This is a genomic window from Paenibacillus nanchangensis (genome assembly GCF_046543445.1).
Classification (GTDB): domain Bacteria; phylum Bacillota; class Bacilli; order Paenibacillales; family Paenibacillaceae; genus Paenibacillus_AQ; species Paenibacillus_AQ nanchangensis.
The window spans coordinates 17438-38373 of record NZ_JBHOFD010000050.1 but is presented as its reverse complement, the minus strand read 5'-3'; the positions used below and the strand labels follow the sequence as shown (position 1 = coordinate 38373).

The following is a 20936-nucleotide window of genomic DNA, read 5'->3' as shown; positions in this document are numbered from 1 at the left end:
CCCCCCTACTTTCTCTGGCGGCTACAAAAGGCGGGAATCTGGGATGAAATCCTGAAGCACGTTAATAAAATGAAAAATTACCGGCGCGTGTCAACCCGCTATGACAAGACAGCGAGCAGGTTCAATGCTTTTTTGGGGTTGATTTCGAAGCGGTTATGGCTAAAGTAAGTTTGCGTACTGGGTCTAGCGGAACGGATTGAACCGCACTTTTTTTGGAACAAACGGTTGTTATTTTGGTACATGCGTGTTAAAATAATGCAAGATATTAATACACTTGTACTATAAAAAGGAGTGACCTTATGATCGCCGCCTTTATCATCGGTTGCGAAATTGCGTTTTGGTTGTTTGTTTTAGGCGGCTTGGTCTGCCGTTATGTGCTGAAGCAGAAAGCGCTGGGCGCCATTTTACTCTACTGCACCCCTCTTGTGGATCTGGCTCTGATCGTCGCCACGGTGGTTGACCTGAACGCCGGAGCGACGGCAACGATCGCCCACAGTCTGTCCGCGATTTACATCGGCGTCTCCATCGCCTGCGGCCACCGGATGATCCAATGGGCCGATGCCCGGTTCGCCTACCGGTACGCCGGCGGGCCAAAGCCGGAGCCCAAGCCGAAATACGGCAAGGCGCACGCGCGGCATGAACGCCAGGGATGGCTGATGCATCTGTTCGCCTGGGCGATCGGCTGCGCCGTGCTGTATGGGATGATTTGGTTTGTCGGGGACGCCGGGCGCACCGAGCAGCTGGCGGGAACGCTCCGGCTGTGGTCCATCATCCTGGCGATCGATTTTGCGATCAGCTTCAGCTATACCTTGTGGCCCAAACAGGATAAAACGGGTGTGAAGTCGGCTTAAGTACAGCAGGCCTCCCCTGTAACCTGAGCAACGCCTCTACCCGGGCCGCGTTTGTCTATCTTGCAGCAATAAAGCAGGCCGCCAAGTGTTGGACGGCCTGCTTTTTGTCTTGTATGAAATTTAGGCGTAAAGTGCCGCGAAACCGGTTAAGAGTGGACTTTTTAAAGAAGCCGCTTGGCCATCCGGTACAATCCGATTGAAGGTTTATTAACCTCACCTGTGATGCGGTAGCCCATCCGTTCATACAACTGGAGCGCTTTGTCATTATCTTTTTTTACCGTCAGGGAAGATTTGGAGAATCCGTGCTTAACCGCCTGCTCTTCGGCGTAAACGATCAGACGGGAACCGACGCCAAGCCCTCTGCTCTCCGGCATTGTTGCCAGTGTTCCAATGTGAAATTCATCTTTGAATCCCTCTTTGAGCGTTATCGCGGAATAAAAGTCCTGCGGATGCAGGAGATGATAACCGATCAGCCTCAGCTTCCGAATGGACAGCAGAGCAGTCAGTGTTGGCCAAGCCAGCCGGTTTAAGAGCGGTACGGGGTAGCAGGTAACAAGTCCAAGCGTCCGGCCGTTTCTTTTGGCTTCAAAAGCATGATGATGGCTGAACCGGTTACTCCTCCCCCGCCACAGCCATTCGAACGTCTTGTGGATGGTGTCCCGATTCGTTGAACCTGCCAACAGTTGTGCAAAATCGCCCAGCGCAAACAAATTCAGTTTAGCTCCCGCAGCCGATGCGGCTTCCGCCTTGACAATGCTCAGTTCCTGATCCGCCTTCACCATTCCCTCGCCTCCTTGGTTGGTTAGATTAAGATAGCTTTAGCTCCCAGGATGTTCATTTATTTTCCTTTTTTTGCTTATACCGCTATCCTACTACATCTGCAGCGCCGTTGCACTTCCTGCCTGCTCCTCCTGTCTTTTCCCGCTCCGTCCATAATCGCACACAAAATCAAAACAAACGCGATGCAGGCAGTCATAATAGAGTTATTCCTATTTTTGAGAGAAAGGCGGCTAACCGGCATGGATACCTATCATCGGATTCAGGAAGCGGTAAATTATATCGAATCCCGCTTGGATCAAAAACTGCACATCAGCGCGATTGCGGACAACGCGTGTTATTCCCCTTTTCATTTTCAGCGGCTGTTTCTCGCCATTACAGGCTACACCGTTCAGGAGTACATCACAAAAAGAAGGCTGACCGAGGCTGCGGCCCGGCTTCAGCAGCAGGACATCGGCGTGCTCGACGCCGCGGTCGGCGCAATGTACGGCTCACAGGAGGCTTTCACCCGCGCATTCGAGAGCTTTACCGGCTCCACACCCGGCAAATTCCGTAAGGACAAGCCGGCTTTTGGCGGAATTGCGCCGATCCGTTTGGACGCCGGCAGTCTGCCGCGCCGGAGCAGCGAGCTGTCTATCGACAAACCTGATTTTCACAACTTTGCAGACAAAACAGTGATCGGGGTGGAATACCGCACCAATCTGAATGATGACCGCCACTATTCCGCGATCCCCGGCTTCTACGACGATTTCGGGCGGAACGGCCGGTTTGCCAACATTCCGGGCAAAATCGCGCCTGATATGAATGTTGGTGCGGCGTGCCATTTTGCGGACAACGGCGATTTCTCATTTGTTATTGGCGAAGAAACAAGCCCGGAAGCTGATGCTCCCGAGGGATATGTCAAAATCACTATCCCCGGCGGACTATACGCCGTCTTCAAAGTTCAATCATTTGCGGCCGTACCGGATGTCCGCGATTATATTTACGGTGTCTGGCTGCCATCCTCCAAATATGAGCGGCGCGAAGGACCCGATTATGAAGTAACAGATGTACTCGCTTCCCATTATCCTGATCGGCTGCGGATGAAAATTTATATTCCGGTCACCGAATAAAAGGCAGCGGAGTACTGCTGCGAGGTAAGTGTAGCGATGCTGCAAGGTACCCTACATCATAACCTACCGCGGAGAGGAACGGAACGCTCATGGTGTTCATGGTGCTCTTGGTGCTCTTGGTGCTCTTGGTGCTCTTGGTGCTCTTGGTGTTCATGAACCGCCCGAACAACGAATGCTTACAGCGACAGCAGCCTAACCCACAGCGGGCTGCAAGCCTGCAACCTTTCCTGCATTTGGGCCGTCAGGGGAGTAAGGCAGGCAGGCCGAGGCCGTCTGCACTCCTGTATAAGAGGTGACCTACTATGCCAACCAAACACCGTGTTTTCGCCGCCGCGCTATCGCTTGCCTTGCTCTCCGGGATTGTCGGAGGTTCGCTGCATGCGGCGGGTTCGGGTTTTAGCGACATCGCTTCCTTAGAAGGCAAAACCAAAATTGAAGCCCTGCGTGAGCAAGGTGTGATCAAAGGAGTTGACGGCTCCCGCTTCCTGCCGGACGCCGCACTCAGCTCGGGCCAAGGCATTCAGCTTATTTCCGAAGGCTTCCAGTTCAGTCTGGCCTCTATCCTCTTTATCAAGGCACCGCTCGCAAGCGATATCTTCACCCGGGTGCCCGATAAAGCCTGGTATGCGCAGGCGTTTTTAAACGTTCATTACAACGAAGTGAACATTCCCGCAGACATCGATCCTGCCGCGCCGATGACCAGAGAAATGTATATCCACCTGCTGGATCAGGCGATGCAAAAAGCCGGCGGACTGCCAATGGTCAAGCTTAATCCTGTCGACATCGCGGACGAAGATCAACTGACACCGGATTACCAAGGCAGCGTGCAGCGCGCAATTTCCCGGGGCGTCATTACCCTGGACGATGACAACAAATTCCGTCCACAGGAATCCGTCACCCGGGCAGATGCAGCGGTGATGCTGTACAACGCGCTTGATTATCTGAAGCAGCATCCGCAGCCTTAAGCGGGAACCGTTCCGGCACAAGGCGAGCAAGGCGTATAACGTCGAGGCTTCATCAGCCGCTTTTTTCAAATTGGCCCTTTACAACCAGACATAATATGGTATAGTAAAAAGCGTTTATTAACCGAATAGACCTGTCATTCACTAGGGGAGCCGGCCGGCTGAGACGAAGCGCACGCTTCGGACCCTTGGAACCTGATCTGGATCATACCAGCGGAGGGAAGTGGAGCTTCTTGAGAGACGACGCCAATAGATTGCCGGCGGCGCCGGCTTGTATATGAAGACCCGTCCTGACCCGCTGGGAAAGGATGGGTCTTTTTTGTCGCGTAGGCCTGGAGGGATGTCCAATTGAAAAGCTGATCGAAGTTCATCAAGTTTCTTACTCTTACGTTTCCCCTGCCGCTCCCGTTATCAAAAATCTGAGCCTGCATATTTCCCGGGGACAGTTTGTTTCAATCGTCGGACCCAGCGGATGCGGCAAAAGCACCCTGTTCAAGCTGGCGGCCGGTCTCCTGGAGCCCGAATCGGGAACCATTCTGCTGAACGGGCGTGACGGCTCCCGGCTCGGACGCGTTGCCTACATGCCCCAGCAGGATTTGCTGCTGCCCTGGAAAACGGTACTCGCCAACTGCCTGCTGCCGGTCATGGTGCGTCGCGGCGACCGCAAGCAAGCACGGGAAAATGTGCTTCGGATGCTGGAGCGGTTTGGCCTCGGGGAGCGCGTGAACGCCTACCCGGATGAATTGTCGGGCGGGATGCGGCAGCGGGCCGCTTTGCTCCGCACTTTGATGCATGGCGGGGAGCTTCTGCTCCTGGACGAGCCGTTTGGCGCGCTTGATGCCATGACCAAACGGGAAATGCACGGCTGGCTGCTGCCGCTCCTCAGTGAATTAAATCTCACTGTGCTGTTTATCACCCATGATCTGGAGGAGGCCGTGCTGCTCAGCGACCGGGTGCTCGTGATGCCGGCATCGCCCGGGAAGCCGGTGAAGGAGCTGCACATTGATTTGCCCAAGCCGCGAACCGCGGCGGCGGTGTTCACTTCCCGCAGCCAGGAACTTCGTGCCGAACTGGAGGGGATGCTGTATGCGCGTGAATAAATGGCGTACCCGCCTGGTCCGGTGCAAACCGTACCTCCCCTTTTTACTGCTGTCCCTACTGCTGTTAGGCGTATGGGAGGCCGCGGTTCGGAGCGGACGTGTGCCTGATTTCATTCTGCCGGCTCCTACAGCCATCGCACGCGCATTATATGAGGATCGCGGGCTGCTGTTTGGCGTGCATCTTGCCGCCACTTTAAACGAGGTGTTCACCGGACTGCTGCTGTCCGTCGTGCTTGGCGTGCTGTTGGGCGTTGGCATATACGAATCGCGCCGTCTCCGGCAGGCCGTATACCCGATGATTGTAGTCAGCCAAACGCTGCCGCTCATTGCGCTGTCCCCCATATTTGTGCTGTGGTTCGGCTACACGTTGTGGAGCAAAGTCGCCATTGTGTTTTTGACCGCTTTTTTTCCGGTTGTCGTTGGCGTGTACGACGGGCTCCGCGCTGGCGGCACGGTTTATGACGATCTGCTGAGGACAATGGGCGCCACGCGGCGGCAGCGGCTCCTGCATGTGCGGATTCCGCTGGCGCTCCCGTCGTTTTGTTCAGGCCTGAAGCTGGCCGGTGTCTACAGCGTGATTGGAGCGACGGTCGGGGAATGGCTCGGCGGGACTGAAGGCCTGGGGCTGTACAGCCGCCGGATGGCCGGCAATCTGCATACGGACTCTATGTTTGCCGCCGTAGTTTTGCTGTCCGCGATCGGACTTGTGCTGTTTTTGCTTTTTTCCCTGCTTGAGCGTCTTCTCCCCGGAACACGCAAACGCAAACGACAGCCTAAATTGACAACCCTTCAAAGTAAAGGAGATGCCCTGCATGATTAAACAACGAATTCGGCCTTTATTCCTGCTCCTATCGCTCGTTCTTCTCCTTGCCGGCTGCGGAAGCGCCGGTTCGGGGAACTCGGCTGCCTCCGGTTCCGCCTCTTCGCCCGTTGCGTCCGCCGGCACAGCGTTATCGGAAGCGCCGGGAGTACCGGCGGCGGAGGCAGCGGCAGCCGACACCACGGACGGCAGCCCAGCCGCGTCCGGCGCACAGACGGAGCCCGAACGACTCACCTTAATGCTGGACTGGTATCCGAACGCGGTACATACCTTCCTTTATGCGGCTGAGGAAAAAGGATTTTTTGCGGAACAAGGTCTGGAAGTTGAACTGAAAATGCCGGCGGAAACCAATGATGCCCTTCGGCTGGCCGCAGCGGGCACAATCGATCTCGCTTTAACCTATCAGCCGCAGATTTTAATGGCGCGCGGAGAACAGATTCCCGTCAAGTCGGTTGGGGCGGTGGTCCGGCATCCGCTGAATCACCTGATGACGCTGGAGAACAGCGGAATTAAACGTCCCGCGGATCTGGCGGGCCGCACGGTTGGTTACTCCTCGATTCCGCTGTATGAAGCTATGGTCCGCACAATGGTCCGCCAGGACGGCGGCGATCCTGAACAGGTCACACTGCTCGACATCGGCTTTAACCTTGTTCCTTCACTGTCGACAGGCCAAGCGGACGCGATCATGGGCGGGTTCATCAATCACGAGCGGCTTCTGCTGGAGAAGGAAGGCCATTCTGTACGACCGCTGAATCCTGCGGAATACGGGGTGCCGGATTATTACGAGCTGGTGTTTGCGGCCAGCGACCGGACAGTGGATACGAAAACGGAACTTCTAAAACGGTTTATGCAAGCCGCAGCCAAAGGGCAGCAGTACGTACGGGATCACCCCAAAGAGGCGCTGGAACTTTTGCTAAAGCATGAAGAACAGACCTCCCCGCTGGATCCGGATATTGAACAAAAAAGCCTGGAGATCCTGCTGCCGCTAATGGATGCCGGTTCGCAGCCTTTCGGGTACCAGGATGAGGCTTCATGGGATCGTGTGGCGGAGTGGCTGAAGCAAAACGACATGCTTGGCGAAGCTGGCAAAGCTGAAGAAGCTTTTGTTAATTTATTGTAGTTCGTGCAACTGGGGGGGACATTCGCCCAACCGGAAGTACAATTTCGGCATATCAGCCAGCCCAATTTCGACACAACTGCGAGTCCAAGCACACCATAACCTGGAGTCCAATTTCGGCACGTCTGTGAGTCCAAGCCACCATAACCAGGAGTCCAATTTCGGCAAGTCTGTGAGTCCTAGTACACCATAGCCGGAACCATAGCCGGAGTCCGATTTTCGCCGCAGGGGCAGCTAGGTCTTACCTGTTTTTCTTCGGTTCAGTCTTTTTATAACTACCTAAGGAGGGTTTTTGATGAATTTTTTAAAAAAGGTTAGAGAAGCCAATCCGTTAGTTCATAACATTACCAATATTGTCGTAGCCAACTTTACGGCTAATGGGCTGCTTGCGCTTGGCGCCTCCCCTTTTATGGCGGACTCCTGCGAGGAAATGGAGGACGTGGCCGCCCTGGCCGGCGCGGTGGTGCTGAATATCGGGACGCTAAACGACCGGACCATTGAGGCGATGCGGCTAGCGGGCCAAGCCGCGAACAAGCTCGGCGTCCCGCTTGTGCTGGATCCGGTGGGCGCGGGAGCCACGCCTTACCGGACGGAAGTGACTCACCGGCTGATCGCAGAGTTAAAGCTGACGGCCCTGCGCGGCAATGTCGCTGAAATCGCGCATGTTATCGGCGAACAGTGGAGCATCAAAGGCGTTGACGCGGGTGACGGAGACGGCGACCGGCTGGGCCTGGCTGTACGCACGGCCAACAAGCTCGGCTGCATTGTGATCATCACGGGAGCGGAAGACGTGGTCAGCGACGGCAAAACGGCTTATCTGATCCGGGGCGGCGATCCGATCCTCACCCGGGTCACCGGGACAGGCTGTCTTTTGAGCGCAGTGGTTGGCGCATTTTTGGCTGTCGCGGAAAACCACCCGCTGGAAGCGGCCGCCGAAGCGCTGGCTGTTTACGCCGCTGCCGCCGAGCTGGCCGCAGAATCCGCCGGAGACCGCGGGCCCGGAAGCTTCCAGGTGGAGTTCCTCAATATGCTGGCGCGCATCACGCCGGAAGAATGCAGCCGCCGGGCGAATATTGCGCAGGCACAGCTGCCGGTGATATGGGGATGAGCATACCCAAGGCGCTGACAATTGCCGGGACGGACAGCGGCGGCGGTGCCGGTATCCAGGCGGATATCAAAACATTCCAGGAGCTCGGCGTATATGGAATGTCCGCCGTGACGGCGGTGACGGCACAAAACACACTTGGCGTTCAAGGCGTCTATCCGATGGAACCGGAAGCTGTCGCCCGGCAGCTGGATTCCATCGGGGAAGATCTTTCGCCCGAAGCGGTTAAGACCGGCATGCTGTTCAGCGGGGAAATTATTGAAATTGTAGCTTCAAAAATCCGCCAGTATGGATGGAACAGATTGGTGGTGGACCCGGTTATGGTCGCCAAAGGCGGGCAGACGCTGCTGCAGCGGGAGGCGCTGAAGGCGCTGACCACGAGCCTGCTCCCTCTCACTTTGCTCGTAACCCCCAATTTGCCCGAAGCGGAGCTGCTTACCGGCCGCCGGATCGACAATTGGGAAGACCGCATGGACGCCGCTCGTGCCATTCATGCGATGGGAGCGCGTCATGTTCTTGTCAAAGGAGGACATGACGACAACGACAGGCTGTCCGCCGATCTTTTATATGACGGGGAGGCGTTCCACCGGCTTGAAGGCACGCGGATTTATACCCGCAGCACACACGGCACAGGCTGCACCTTTTCGGCTGCAGCAGCGGCTGAGCTGGCCAAAGGGCAGACAGTGAAGGAAGCCTGCGCGACAGCCAAAGCTTTTATCCAGTCGGCGATTGAACATCCGCTTGAAATCGGGGCGGGACACGGGCCAACCAATCATTTTGCATACAAGCTGCTAAGGGGGAGTGTGCAATGAACATCGGTAAAAAACAGCAATGGGCAGCGGACGTGCCGTCCGGCACCGGCATCAACGTCCTCAGTTATTCTTCTCTGGCGGAAGCGGGACGCCTCTCTTCCCATTCGGTCCGCCGGCTGCTCCGGCTTTACTTTATCATGGGGAGTCCAAACTGTGCCGCTGCACCGGAATCGGTGCTTGAGGCGGCTCTCCGCGGCGGCGCAACGCTGTTTCAATTCCGGGAAAAAGGGGCGGGAGCACTAACCGGAACGGCTAAGCTGGAGCTGGCCCTCAAGCTGCAGGCGATCTGCCGCCGGCATGGCGTGCCGTTTATCGTTAATGACGATCTCGACCTGGCTTTGCAGACCGGAGCGGACGGTATGCATATCGGCCAGGACGACATGCCTGCCGCGGAGGTCCGTCGGCTGCTTGGACCGGACAAACTTGTAGGCGTTTCCGCGCATAACCTAGACGAAGCTTACCGTGCCATCCGCGACGGTGCCGATTATTTGGGCATCGGACCGGTGTACCCTACGTCCTCGAAGGATGATGCCCGCGCCGTGCAGGGCACTTCCTTTATCGCCTCCCTGCGTGCGGAGGGCTGCAATATCCCGGTCGTCGGCATTGGCGGAATTACGCTGGAGAACGCGGCACCGGTCATCCGGGCGGGAGCCGACGGCGTGTCGGTCATCTCCGCCATCGCAGCTGCGCCTGCACCGGAACAGGCGGCGGAAACGCTGCTGTCTGATGTAAAACGCACCCTGGCGGAGACCTACTCGGGATAAGCGGGGTTCGGTTTCGCAATTCAAACTGAGCATGAAGCAAAAGGGGCGGTCCCTAAGTCGTATAACGACTTGGGTCCGCCCTCTTCTTGTTCGCTTGCTTGACACCATTGCGTTTGGTTTGGCGCCATTCCGCTTGGCTGCCGTTATACCGTTTGGATATACACTATTGCTCCGCACGGTTTACTGCCATCATCCCGTTTGTCTCATGCCAAAGTGCCGGTGGCGGTCACATCGTGCCGATCTTTTTAGCCAGCTCGGCAAGGTCAAGCCCCTTTAGCGCACCTTCCACCAGCTCCGGCAGTTTGCCGGGGGTGCAGGCGAAGCAGGGTGTTCCGTTCCGGCTGAGGGTCCGCGCCAGCCGTTCATCGTAAAACGGCTTGCCGTGGTCGGACAGCGCCAGCAGTCCAAGCGTGCGCACGCCCGCTTCGTTCAGCTCGCGCATGCGCTGGATCAACCGGGACTGATTCCCGCCTTCGTACAGATCGGATACGATGATAAACAGCGTTTTTTTCGGCTCGGTAATAAACTGCTCGCAGTACGCCACTGACTTGTTAATATCGGTGCCGCCGCCAAGCTGAACGCCAAACAGCATATCGACGGGATCGTTCGCACATGTCTCCGTTAAATCGACCACCTCAGTGTCAAATACCACCACCCGCGTCTCCAGCGCGGGAATCGAAGCAAAAATCGAACCAATGACGGACGCCCAAATTACCGAATCCGCCATCGAGCCGCTTTGGTCGATATCAACGATGACCGTCCATTCCTTACTGCGCTTGGAGCGGTCAAAATAATAAAACCGTTCGGGAATAATCCGCTTCAGCCCGGTGTCGTAATGCTTCAGGTTGCGGCTGATCGTCCGTTTCCAGTCGATTCCGCTGAGAGAAGGCAGCGGTGTATGCTCCCGCCGGTTCAGCGCGCCCGTAACCGCCCTGCGGATGTCCTGCTCCATCCGCTTCACCAGCTCATCGACCACCTCTTTGACCAGGATGCGGGCGGTTTCCTTAGTTTTTTCGGGTATCTTGCCTTTCAGCTGAAGCAGCGTGCCGACCATCTGGATATCCGGTTTGACGGTTGCCAGCAGTTCCGGCTCAAATAGCAGCTGCTTCCATCCCTTGCGCTCCATCGCATCCTGCTGGATGATCGAGACAACGTCTTCCGGAAATAAAGACCGGACATCGCCCAGCCATTTGGACAAACGCGGGGCCGACGGTCCAGTGCCGCCCTGGCGTCCTGCACTTCTGCCCGACCCCGTAGCAGCTCCTTCCGTCGACTCGTCGTAAATCGCCGCGAGCGCTTCATCCATAATCCGTTCTTCCTCGGACAGCTCTCTTACGCCGCCTCCCGCGCATTCATTCAGCCTTGATTCGGCCGCTTGCCCTAGCACCAGCCTCCAGCGGATCGCCTGTGCCTGTGCCTGTTCTTGTGTCTGTCCCTGTTCTTGTGCCTGTTCTTGTGCCTGATCCGCCATATTAAAAGTCCCCGAAATCGAAATCGTTAAGTTCGTCTATCATCTGGTTTTCTTCCTCCTTCAACTCGTCGGTAAGCAGGACCGACGCCTCCTCCGGATGAATCCCCCACAGCTCGCCGAGCAGCTCTGCAACCATAATTTTTTCCCCGGGAGAAAATGCGCTGAACGCTCTCCTTAAAAACACCAATGCGCGCATGAACTGCTCCCGGTCGAGTGAAGCAATATAGCTGTCCAGCTGTTCCCACAAACTCATCCGCGACAGCAGGGCGTAACGGTTGCGCAGGGACAGCCCTTCAAACCAGCCGGCTCCCAGCTCAGCCGGGATGCCCGGCGACAGACGCCGCGACACTTCCGCCCCGCATTCTTCGGCACTGAGTTTGCCGCGCTCCATCAGGATGGCGCAGGCAAATCCGGATAATCTCGGATTGCGGTCATCCCGCTCGGCCAGCACGCCGAGCTCCTGTTCCCACAGCACCTCATCCACCGCTTCATGATGGGCGGACGCAATGGCGCTTAACTCATTCATCGCCGTGATCATGCCGGTAGCAGCTTCATCATTACAGCCGGAGGCGTCGACCAAATACAGCGCGGACCGGTGGAACAGCTGCTCCATCAGCGGAACCAGCGGTGCGGTGTCAATCTTGCGGATATCGCCAAAGCCAATAACCGCCGACAGCCCCGAAGCGGCTGATGCCATTTGAACGACATCCCGGCTGTCCGCTGCAAGCCGCTGCAGTGTATGGACCGCCTCGCCGAGCTGCTTGGTCATGCCGCATTCACAGGCAATCCTGATCAGCGACGCCGCTTCCGCCACGGAGGCGCAGGCTTCCAGCCGCTGCTTCAATACGTAAGCGGCGGCAAGTTCAACCGTCTCCCCAAGCAGTGTTGCTTCCACCACCTGAATTTCGGTTTCCGGTGTCCATCTAGCGGCCCACTCTTCCTTCCAAGCGGCGGCATCGGCCGCAAGCCGCTTGCGCTCGGCAAACGGAACGCCGAGCAGAACCAGCCGATGCAGCAAAAACGACCGGTTCAGATCGAGGTAGGCTGCCTCCGCAGAAGACACGCGGCGGTTCTCGCGTAAATCGAGCGGCAAATCGGCGGCAACCGGGGTTTTGTATTTTTCCAGCTTCAGCTGTTTGAACTGGCGGTTCAAATCATCCTGGATCGGGGTTTGGCTGACACCTTCCGCCAGCTCTCCGATCGCCGTTCCGACGTCGAGCCGGGCCAGGCTGTCGGCCACGGCGGACAACTCGCCCCGGCCAAGCAGCGTAAGCGCAGCGTCGCGCAAATCCTTCAGCACAGGGGCGCTGCCGCCGTGCAGCGCCGCAAGCGACTCCGCCATCCGGACCGCCTCAATCACTTCAGCCGTGGAACGGTGCGTCCCCCGCTCCCGCATCATCCGTGCGGCGGAACTGAGGTAGCGGTAGGGCAGATCCTCCGGCGTCCCTTCCGTCATCGCTTCCCACATTTGCTGATAATAATAAGGGGCTTCGTTGCCCGCGCCGTAGCCCGACATGCTGGACAGCTTGTAATAGGAATACGGCATCAACGTCAGCTTGGAAGATACGGCCGGAAGAAGTGCCAATTCCTCGTCGCTCATGATTCCGTCCGTGTGTTCCAATTCGGCGGCATGGTAAGCGCCGCAGATGACCACAATTTTGCCCGGCTCATGGCCTGAAGCGATAAAATGGGCAATCTGCCGCCGCATATAGGCTTCACGCACAGCGTTTTTGGCAAATTCCTGCTGCTCGTTGATCCGCTCCGCTTCCTCGGTCAGTTCACGAAGCGAAGCAGAAAACGCGTGAAGTGCGGTCCGGTAGGCTCCGGCACTGCCGTTATGCTCGAAATTCCGTTCCCAATACGTCTCGTAATCGTCTTCTCCTGCTAGGCGGGCAATCCGCTTATATACCGATTCTTCCCGCTTTGACGGATCTTGGCTATCCCAGCCAGGTTCTGCCGGGCTGCCGTTATCCCCCGCGGGTTCCACCGGATGGGTCCGGCCCTGCCCGAGCGCAAGAACAACCGAAGTCGGAAGGTCGATGAACGCGCAGGCCGCGCCGTTGTCCGCTGCCCATTTCATAGCCTGATATTCCGGCGAATACACTGCAAACGGCCACAGCACGGTCCGGACCGGCAGCTCTTCGGTAAAAGCGAGGATCGCCACAGGCGGTTTTGTCTCCGGCCGGGTCAGGTGGGGGATTTCGCCGCTGGCATCCGACGGCCCTTCGATCAGCACACAGGTCGGCCGGATGGTCTCCAGCGTTTCAAGCAGATGCCGCGCCCCGCCCGGCGACAAATGTCTTACGCCAAAGACGTAAGGCGATTCAAGCTGGGAAGAGGACGTCTGCCGACTCATCCGTTCATCTCCTTGCAGGCTTCATACAAACCGCGCCATTCGCTGCCGCGTTTCTTCATCACATGGTCCAGGTATTCCTTCCAGACCAGCCGGTCCTTGTCGTCATCTTTGACGATCGCGCCCTGCAACCCTGCCGCCAGGTCGGCATCGGTCAACTCGCCGCCGCCAAAGCTTGCGGCAAGCGCCATACTGTTCGTCAGCAGGGAAATCGCTTCGGCAGTCGAAATGACGCCGGCAGGCGATTTTACCTTTTCCTTGCGGTCCAGCGTCATGCCCGTCCGCAGCTCCCGGAAAATCGTCACGACCTTCAGCAGCGCTTCGTCGGCCGGCGCAGCCGCCTGCAAATCATAAGCAGAAGCGATTTCGCGCACCCGCTTCTTCACGATCTCGACTTCAGTCGACAGGTCCGAAGGCGCCGGAAGCACGATGATATTAAACCGCCGCTTCAGGGCGGCGGACATTTCATTTACGCCACGGTCCCTCGTGTTGGCGGTTGCGATCATGGAAAAACCTTTGCTGGCGCTTAATTCAGTGCCCAGCTCCGGTACGGTCACCGTTTTCTCCGACAAAATGGAAATCAGCGCATCCTGCACCTCGGAAGCACACCGCGAAATTTCCTCGAACCGGGCGATCCCGCCGTCTGCCATCGACCGCATAATCGGGCTTTGGACAAGGGCCTCCTGGCTCGGACCATTAGCGAGCAGCATCGCATAGTTCCAGGAGTAGCGGACCTGCTCCTCCGTCGTTCCTGCCGTTCCCTGTACCACCCGGCCGGAATTGCCGCACACTGCAGCGGCTAGATTTTCGGACAGCCAGGATTTTGCTGTTCCCGGTTCGCCGATCAGCAGCAGCGCCCGGTCGGTGACCAGTGTCGCAATCGCCATCTCTACAAGCCGCCGGTTGCCGATGTATTTTGGCGTAATTTCCATTCCGCCCGCCTGGCCGCCGCAGATGAAGGTGAGCACAGAACGCGGCGACATCTGCCAGCCTGCCGGTACGTTCCCGGTGTCATGTTTGCGGAGCGCTTCAAGCTCTTCCTTGTACAATATTTCCGCAGGAAGCCGCATCCGGTTTTCTGTCTGATCTGTTTGTGCTGCTTTTGCCGTCTTTGCCATGCCTTCATCTCCTCATTTTGTTCAAAGTTTATCTTTACCGTGTACGAATTCTTAGCTTACGTTATTGGCTAATCGCGCCGGCCGCGCATCTTGTCGATTACATATTCCAGCTGCTTGACACACTCGTAGCGGTATAAGGACAAAGCTGCCTGCAGTCTGTCCGCATATCCATCGGGGAGCTCGCACAGCTTTTCGAACACAAACGGCTCAAACTGGTAAGAGGTAGCGTTGCGTTTGTCTTCGATGGCTGCTACAAGCAGCTCATGCCGTTCTTCCTTTGGCGCTTCCGCGCGTTCCAGGCCTTCCAGGAGCAGAGCACCGGACTTATTCCGGAATTCCGGATTTTTTTTCAGCTTCTCGCGGAGATAATTCACCGCGGCTTCGTGGCCCGGTCTTGCAAACACGCACACCAGCTTCAGCATGTCGCGGGAAATGAACCAGTCCAGCCAGCGCGGATCCCATTTCTCTTGAATCCGCTCTGTTGAAGCCAGTACATTCCGGTAATAGGAATCGTTCCGGTATTCACTGCGCCACACCGCGTCAAAAGGAACATACGCATGCTCGGACACCATGCGCTCGACCGTTTGGAGCAGCTCCTTCTCGCGTTGTACCGCTTTCTTGGAAATGACGCCTTTCAGTTTGCTTGTTGTGGAGCCCACGTAGCGCTCATACAATTCTTCCGGCGGCAGCACCTGATGAGCCAGACGGAAGGTATTGGATAAATACCGCGCGTTCTCTTCCTCCAGTTTGGAGAGCAGCTCCATTCCTTCCTCCGAGCCGGAGGCTTCAACATAACCCGCGCAGTAATCCGTCACCTCCAGCCAGCCAAGCGAGGTGTAAACGGCAGCATGCTCCGCTATGAAACGGGCCAACGCATCAAGCTGAGGTCCACGTACGCTGCCCAGCGCGGTCAGCACACTCTCGAGCTTCGAGTTTAATGTTTTCGCCTGTTTCTTGTCCTCAATTTCGAGCCCCTGCCTTACCAGCTCTTCCAGCTGCGGGGCAAGCCAGCCGGCCAGCTTCGGCGTAGGGTAACGATGGAGCGCATCGGCAACCAAATCCTTGTCTTTGCCGGCGAATGCCTCGGCCAGGCGATCTTCCGCCTGCGGGCTGCCGCCTTGAGCGAGCGACAGGTAAGCCGCTTCGCGGACCGTTTTCTTTTTATCCCGGGACCATGCCAGCAGCGATTCCAGGTAAGTCTCTCTGCCGGCCAGCAGTTCGATCGCAAGCGCGCGGATTTCATCCGAGCCGTTTTCAGCCGCACCATAAACGAAATCAAGCACCGACTCGCCTCCAAGCCGGCCGATCACCTGCAGCTTGCGGTATTCGGACTTGCCGCCATTCCGGTCAAAGCTTCCAATCAGAAAAGGCAGGATCTGCGGCCCGTACGAAGGCAAAATTTTCTCCGCCACATACTCGGCAATTTCAACATAGGGATCGCCTAACGCTTTTATCACATAAGGAAGCAGCCGCAAATCGGCGAATACACCTGCCGGGAAAGCTTCGATTACAACTTCGTAGCGGCCGCTGCCTGTGGTGGACAACGCCGTCTGGACTTCGGTCACCCGCCGGTACGACTGATTGGTCTGAAGCCCGGCCGGAGAGCCTGGCCATTCCCGCTCTTCCCCGGCCGGCGCCGTCTGTCCCTGGGTGCGGAGCACCGAGCCCAGCAGCAGCTGGAGGTCCTGCAGCGCTTCCGCGCCGCCTTCTTCCGGCTTTTTCTCCGCGATCACCTTCGTAATTCCTTCGGCCAGCTTGCCGAATACGGGGGCTTTTTCGCCCAACTGTTCAAACCGGGGCAGCAGCCGCTTCAGCCGGAAATCCCCGGCGGACAGCTCGCTCCCCGCGATATATAATCTGCGAACCTCCTGCTGGAGTTCCTGCAGCAATGGTGTGCTCATAGATCTTCCTCCTGTCGGCTGGTTCTGTCTTTCTATAAGCGCCTCTGGCGCTTTTGTGCGCTTCTGCATCAAGTGCCCTTCTGCATCAAATCGGCAGCCTGATGATTGGGACGGATTGCCGCCTCTACCCGTTTTAGAGCAGGCGAATCCGGCGGCTGCCTTTGACGACGGCAAGCGGCTGGGCAACAAGCCGTCCGCTGCCCGGTTGATGCTCAAACGCCGCCAGCAGGCATGCGTCCTCCCGCAGCTCTTCATCCAGCAGCTGCAGCAGCGGCACGGTATCCCGTTGCACCACTGAGGTCTGGCCCAACGCCAGCCGCTGGCCGGATTGGTCTTCAATTGCGATTTCATTTTCAGTCGTGATCAGGAACCGGCGGACATGCAGGAGCAGCACCGGCAGCGGATCGGCCAGCGGATTTTTCAGCTGGTTGCGCACCGTCTTGACCGCATCCGTATAAGAACGGCGGGCACTCTGGCTTACTTTTTCCCAGTCAGCCGCTTCTGGAGCGCGCAGCGTCATCGATTCAAACCGCACCCGGCGGTTGAGGTCTCCGGGATAAATGACCAGTTCGGGAACTACGGCCACATCATTGCAGCTGTCTTCTTCACGCATCAGCTTTGCGGCTTTGTAAGGACGATATTGGATCGTCTTATGGATTTCTCCTGTGCCCAGGTCCACCCAGAGTCCAACATCGACAAACTCCTTACGCGCCTCATCGTCATAGCTGTGGAAGCTAAGCTGGAGCAGCGCCGCATTCTGCCGGACAAGCCCGGCGTCCTTCAGCTCGGACAGCTGCCAGGCGTGGCCCAGCCATTCCTCGGTTGTTGATTCCGTATCCGGTGCAAGCTCCGGATCGTCGAGCTTGGCTGTAAGCCGTGCCCGGCCTTTTTTGATAAGCGCATGGATACGAGAGAGCTGCTCTATAGCCAGCGTATAGAGCAGCTCCCGGTCCCCGCTGTCCCCAAGCAGCAGCGCCAACCGGCGCAGCTCGTTTTGCGCACCAGGCAGATAATATCCGCCCAGCTGCTTCACCTGCTCATTCAGCGTCTTCAGCGACTTGGCGTCAATCGTACCAAGCCCGCCGCGGAGCAGGGAAACGACCAGCTTCTCGGCCAAATCCAGCCCTTCGAGCTGGGTATTGATTTTTTTCTTCAGTGCCGACTTATTCACTTTCTTTGGCTTTGCTTCAGCCGGTCCGGCCGCTGCGGTCTGGGCTTTTTTCTCTTCCCGTTTCTCCGCCTTCTCACGTTTGGCGGCCAGATCCTCGGGCACCTCGGCCGTCTCAAAAGTCAGCCCGTCGGTATAAGCATACAAAATGCCCAGCGAATGCTTGCACGGAAACTGCCGGCTGGGGCACGAACACCGGAACACCGGTTTATCAGGCTGGACAAAATCAGCAGAACAGTGATAATTCGAGCTTCCGCTGCCCGCGCATTCGCCAAACAGCAGGCTTCCGTCTTCGGAGCGGTTCAGCTTTACAAACTTTTTCTTTTTGACAAGACCCTGCGCATTCTTGATCGCCGCGCTGTTGGGTGCAAGGGTATCGACATATGATGCAGTAATTTCAATCACTTCTTCAGTTCCTCCCTGCTTGCGATCTTTGGCTATATTACCATTGTAAACCGTGCCCCCCCTTCGAAAAAGGCCCAACATCCGGCCGCAAAAACGCTTCATGAACACGAAAAAAGCCGTTTCCGGGAGTGGAAACAGCCTTCACCTTTTACGTTTGGGACCCATGAACAGGGCCTTATGTCTCACAAATTCCATTATTTAAACCAGCCCTTGTCTTTAAAACGCGTAACCGCCTCAATCCGGTTGCCGACTCCAAGCTTGTCCAGAATGACGGAAATGTAGTTCCGGACCGTGCCTGTCGTGATAAACAGCTGGCTGGCGATTTCTTTCGTATTTTTGCCGTCGGCGATCAGGCCCAGGACCTCCCGCTCCCGCTCGGTCAGCGGGTTCGGCTCTCCCCCGTACGCTTCGTCCATCAGCTCCGGCGCATAAATGCGCCTTCCCGCCACCACGCTGCGGATGGACAAAGCCAGCTCTTCGCTTGGACTGTCTTTCAGCATATAAGCGTCCACGCCCGCCTTCAGCGCACGCTGAAAGTACCCGGCCCTGGCAAAGGTCGTCAAGATGATCACCTTGCAGCCAAAACCCTTCAGCGCTTCCGCGGCTTCAAGCCCGGTCATCGCCGGCATCTCGATATCCATAATGCATACATCCGGACGCAGCTTGCGGACAAGCGCAACCGCCTCTTCCCCGTTCTCCGCCCGGCCGACCACCTTCATATCCTCTTCAAGGTCCAGCAGTGAAGCCAGCGCGCCCAGCAGCATCCGCTGGTCCTCCGCAATCACGATTGAAATCATGTTACCGACACCTCCTTTTCCCGTTCAGGCTGCCCGTAAGGCACCTGAATGTCGATCCGGATGCCGTCTGCCGCTGTCAAGGTCATCCTTCCGTTGACGAATTCCAGCCGCTCCCGCATGCCGCGCAGCCCGTGGCCTCCGGCTTCGGTCGGCGGCTCCTTCAAGGTGCGGCCGTTATCCCGGATCTGCACCGCGTACCCTGTTTTCTGCGGCTCAATCTTGATCCAGCAGTCGGAAGCGCCGCTGTGCTTGACGACATTGGTCACCGCTTCCTTCAGGCACATCGCCAGTACGGTTTCGGTTATGGGCGAGAGACCGGCTGTGGAAGTGTTGCCCTCCAGATGCAGCTGGATTTCCGCCGCCTGCAGCAGCTGGGACACCCGGACCAGTTCCTCCTCCACTTTGGCCCCGCGCATCTGCATTACCATCTCCCGGACTTCCTTCAGCGCCGTCCGCGCGGTCTGCCGGATATCGGCGACCTCCGCCCGGGCCCGTTCGGGGTCCGCCGCGATCAGCTTGCCGGCCAGGTCGCTTTTCAGCCCGATCAAGGACAGCTTCTGCCCCAGCGTATCGTGCAGATCCCGGGCGATCCGCTGGCGTTCCTCCAGCTTCACGAATTCTTCAATCCGTTTGTTGGCGTGCTCCAGCTCCCCCGTAAGCTTGCCGTGCCGGTTCCGGTTATAGGTGGTGACCGGCAGCAGAACAACTGCGATCAAGCAGACAAGCACAAATGGAAGTTGGCCGAGAAACAGCCGATTTTCGGACAGCATGCCGTAGTTAACCGTGGCAATTGTTGTTATCAGATGGACGGTATACAAGGTGATAAAGCCGATTTTGTTCTGGATATTGCCGATGAAAAACGCGAGAAACAGCGAAAAATACACATAACCGAACAGCAGCGCCATCGTAATCGAGATCGCGATTTGCAGTCCGGTCCACAGATACACGCTCCAGCCTTTGGACTGGAATGATAAGACGTAACAAATAAAAAACGCAAGGATGAGTGCGATCCCCAGCACGATCATCCCTGTCTGCGAAGACGAAAAGAAATAAAACGGCAGAATGTAGAAGACTACCCAGACGTACGGACTCAGCCCTGTGCTTTTGTGAAAAATATGATGCCATTTCTGCATGGGCGTTCCTTCACTCCTCCTGCTCTGCTGCGTACCGGCATGCCGGTTTATTGTTACCCGCATTGTACCACACAAGCAGCCCCAAACTTAAGTGGAGGGGCTGCCTGCATCCGCAAGTTTAGCAGGTTTCTGTTTGGGCTCCCGGGCTTCGCGGAAGCTGACAAACGCTTTGGCGTCTTCATCCCACAGCCGGAAGCGCAGCGCTTTGAGGCTGGTGCGCAGCGTGATCGTCGGCGCTTTTTGGAGCGGGGGCGCGGCGTGATGGGCTTTTTCCAGATGATAGTTCGGCACTCTTGGCGCAAGATGATGCACATGGTGGAATCCGATATTCCCCGTAATCCACTGGAGAACGCGGGGCAGCTTGTAATAAGAGCTTCCTTCCGTCGCAGCAAGCACATAACTCCATTCCGGGTCATGCTCGAAGTACGTATCCTCAAATTGATGCTGGACATAAAACAGCCAGATGCCCATCAGCCCGGCAATAAACATCACGGTGCCTTGGATCAGCACAAAAGACTGCCAGCCAATCAGCCAGATCAGCAATCCGTACAGGACCGCAATCAGGGCGTTTGTCATGTACGTATTCAGTTTTTCCTTGCGTTTGGCTCCCCGGCGGTTGAACCGGTACTGCACCAAAAAAACGACTATCGGTCCGAGTCCAAACATCACTAGCGGATTGCGGTAAATGCGGTACGATATCCGCTTCCAGAGCGGAGCCGACGCATATTCGCCAACGGTCAGAATCCAGATGTCGCCGATCCCTCTTTTGTCGAGATTGCCGCTGCCCGCGTGATGCACCGAGTGGCTGTATTTCCACTGCCGGTACGGGCAAAGCGTCAGGGCGCCGGTGATTGTGCCGAGAATGTCGTTTGCGCGTTTGCTTTTGAAAAACGAACCGTGACAGCAGTCATGAAAAATAATGAAGGTGCGCACCACAAATCCCCCGGCAATAACGGCTGCCGGCAGCATCAGCCAAAAGGAAACGTTTAGCGCAAAATAAGCGCCCGCCCATACGAGGAGCAGCGGTCCGATGGTATTGATCAGCTGGAGCAGACTTGTTCGGCGGTCGGTCGTTTCATAGGGAGAGACGCTTTTTTTCAGTTGGCTTAGCTCGGCGGCATGAGGTTTCGGCATAAGAGGCCCTCCTTGATGGGTTGGTATGTTCAAATG

The 20936-nt window shown here is 57.0% G+C and carries 18 protein-coding genes and 1 riboswitch; of the genes, 9 read left to right on the top strand and 9 right to left on the bottom strand.

The genetic code is table 11. The features are described from left to right. The first annotated feature begins 299 nt into the window (after positions 1-299). Positions 300-851 carry a hypothetical protein gene (locus ACE6ED_RS27195; protein ID WP_410830590.1) on the top strand — a complete coding sequence of 184 codons (552 nt, stop codon included), beginning with the start codon at positions 300-302 and terminating at the stop codon, positions 849-851. A 161-nt stretch (positions 852-1012) separates the two neighbouring features. Here ACE6ED_RS27195 and ACE6ED_RS27190 read toward each other — a convergent pair whose 3' ends face one another. Next, positions 1013-1633 carry a GNAT family N-acetyltransferase gene (locus ACE6ED_RS27190; protein WP_410830589.1) on the bottom strand — a complete coding sequence of 207 codons (621 nt, stop codon included), beginning with the start codon at positions 1631-1633 and terminating at the stop codon, positions 1013-1015. Positions 1634-1870: 237 nt separating this feature from the next. Between ACE6ED_RS27190 and ACE6ED_RS27185 the strand changes: the two genes are divergently transcribed. The 8 genes from ACE6ED_RS27185 (at position 1871) to thiE (ending at position 9420) form a co-directional block, all read left to right on the top strand. Further along, entirely contained in the window at positions 1871-2740 is an 870-nt protein-coding gene (locus ACE6ED_RS27185; protein WP_410830588.1) for an AraC family transcriptional regulator, read from the top strand. Between the two features lie 302 nt (positions 2741-3042). Next, on the top strand, positions 3043-3705 hold the full coding sequence (locus ACE6ED_RS27180) for an S-layer homology domain-containing protein (RefSeq protein WP_410830587.1): 663 nt from the start codon (positions 3043-3045) through the stop codon (positions 3703-3705). 133 nt (positions 3706-3838) lie between these two features. Further along, positions 3839-3941: riboswitch (TPP riboswitch) on the top strand. Between the two features lie 69 nt (positions 3942-4010). Next, positions 4011-4802 (top strand): ABC transporter ATP-binding protein, encoded by a 792-nt coding sequence (locus tag ACE6ED_RS27175; RefSeq protein ID WP_410830586.1) that lies wholly within the window; start codon positions 4011-4013, stop codon positions 4800-4802. Then, complete coding sequence (locus tag ACE6ED_RS27170) at positions 4789-5622, top strand: ABC transporter permease (protein WP_410830585.1); 834 nt, start codon at positions 4789-4791, stop codon at positions 5620-5622. Before ACE6ED_RS27175 ends, ACE6ED_RS27170 begins: the two co-directional genes overlap by 14 nt. Next, positions 5615-6742 carry an ABC transporter substrate-binding protein gene (locus ACE6ED_RS27165; protein WP_410830584.1) on the top strand — a complete coding sequence of 376 codons (1128 nt, stop codon included), beginning with the start codon at positions 5615-5617 and terminating at the stop codon, positions 6740-6742. The genes ACE6ED_RS27170 and ACE6ED_RS27165 overlap by 8 nt, the downstream gene beginning before the upstream one ends. Before the next feature lie 292 nt (positions 6743-7034). Next, entirely contained in the window at positions 7035-7847 is an 813-nt protein-coding gene (gene thiM / locus ACE6ED_RS27160; protein ID WP_410830583.1) for a hydroxyethylthiazole kinase, read from the top strand. Further along, entirely contained in the window at positions 7844-8656 is an 813-nt protein-coding gene (thiD, locus tag ACE6ED_RS27155; RefSeq protein ID WP_410830582.1) for a bifunctional hydroxymethylpyrimidine kinase/phosphomethylpyrimidine kinase, read from the top strand. Before thiM ends, thiD begins: the two co-directional genes overlap by 4 nt. Then, positions 8653-9420, top strand: coding sequence for a thiamine phosphate synthase (gene thiE / locus ACE6ED_RS27150; protein WP_410830581.1), 768 nt, complete (start codon positions 8653-8655; stop codon positions 9418-9420). Before thiD ends, thiE begins: the two co-directional genes overlap by 4 nt. Before the next feature lie 226 nt (positions 9421-9646). Here thiE and ACE6ED_RS27145 read toward each other — a convergent pair whose 3' ends face one another. The 8 genes from ACE6ED_RS27145 to desA form a co-directional block, all read right to left on the bottom strand. Next, positions 9647-10891 (bottom strand): VWA domain-containing protein, encoded by a 1245-nt coding sequence (locus ACE6ED_RS27145; protein ID WP_410830580.1) that lies wholly within the window; start codon positions 10889-10891, stop codon positions 9647-9649. A gap of 1 nt (position 10892) precedes the next feature. Beyond that, positions 10893-13247, bottom strand: a complete 2355-nt coding sequence (locus tag ACE6ED_RS27140; protein WP_410830579.1) for a DUF5682 family protein — start codon at positions 13245-13247, stop codon at positions 10893-10895. Beyond that, complete coding sequence (locus ACE6ED_RS27135; RefSeq protein WP_410830578.1) at positions 13244-14362, bottom strand: ATP-binding protein; 1119 nt, start codon at positions 14360-14362, stop codon at positions 13244-13246. The genes ACE6ED_RS27140 and ACE6ED_RS27135 overlap by 4 nt, the downstream gene beginning before the upstream one ends. A gap of 68 nt (positions 14363-14430) precedes the next feature. Continuing rightward, positions 14431-16263 (bottom strand): HEAT repeat domain-containing protein, encoded by a 1833-nt coding sequence (locus ACE6ED_RS27130; RefSeq protein WP_410830577.1) that lies wholly within the window; start codon positions 16261-16263, stop codon positions 14431-14433. Positions 16264-16396: 133 nt separating this feature from the next. After that, complete coding sequence (locus tag ACE6ED_RS27125; protein WP_410830576.1) at positions 16397-17836, bottom strand: SWIM zinc finger family protein; 1440 nt, start codon at positions 17834-17836, stop codon at positions 16397-16399. Positions 17837-18030: 194 nt separating this feature from the next. Then, positions 18031-18633 (bottom strand): response regulator, encoded by a 603-nt coding sequence (locus ACE6ED_RS27120; protein ID WP_410830575.1) that lies wholly within the window; start codon positions 18631-18633, stop codon positions 18031-18033. Next, the gene (locus tag ACE6ED_RS27115; protein WP_410830574.1) at positions 18630-19766 is read right to left on the bottom strand and encodes a sensor histidine kinase; all 1137 of its coding nucleotides are present in this window, start codon (positions 19764-19766) and stop codon (positions 18630-18632) included. Before ACE6ED_RS27115 ends, ACE6ED_RS27120 begins: the two co-directional genes overlap by 4 nt. A gap of 87 nt (positions 19767-19853) precedes the next feature. Next, positions 19854-20900, bottom strand: coding sequence for a Delta(5) desaturase DesA (desA, locus tag ACE6ED_RS27110; protein ID WP_410830573.1), 1047 nt, complete (start codon positions 20898-20900; stop codon positions 19854-19856). Positions 20901-20936: the final 36 nt, after the last annotated feature.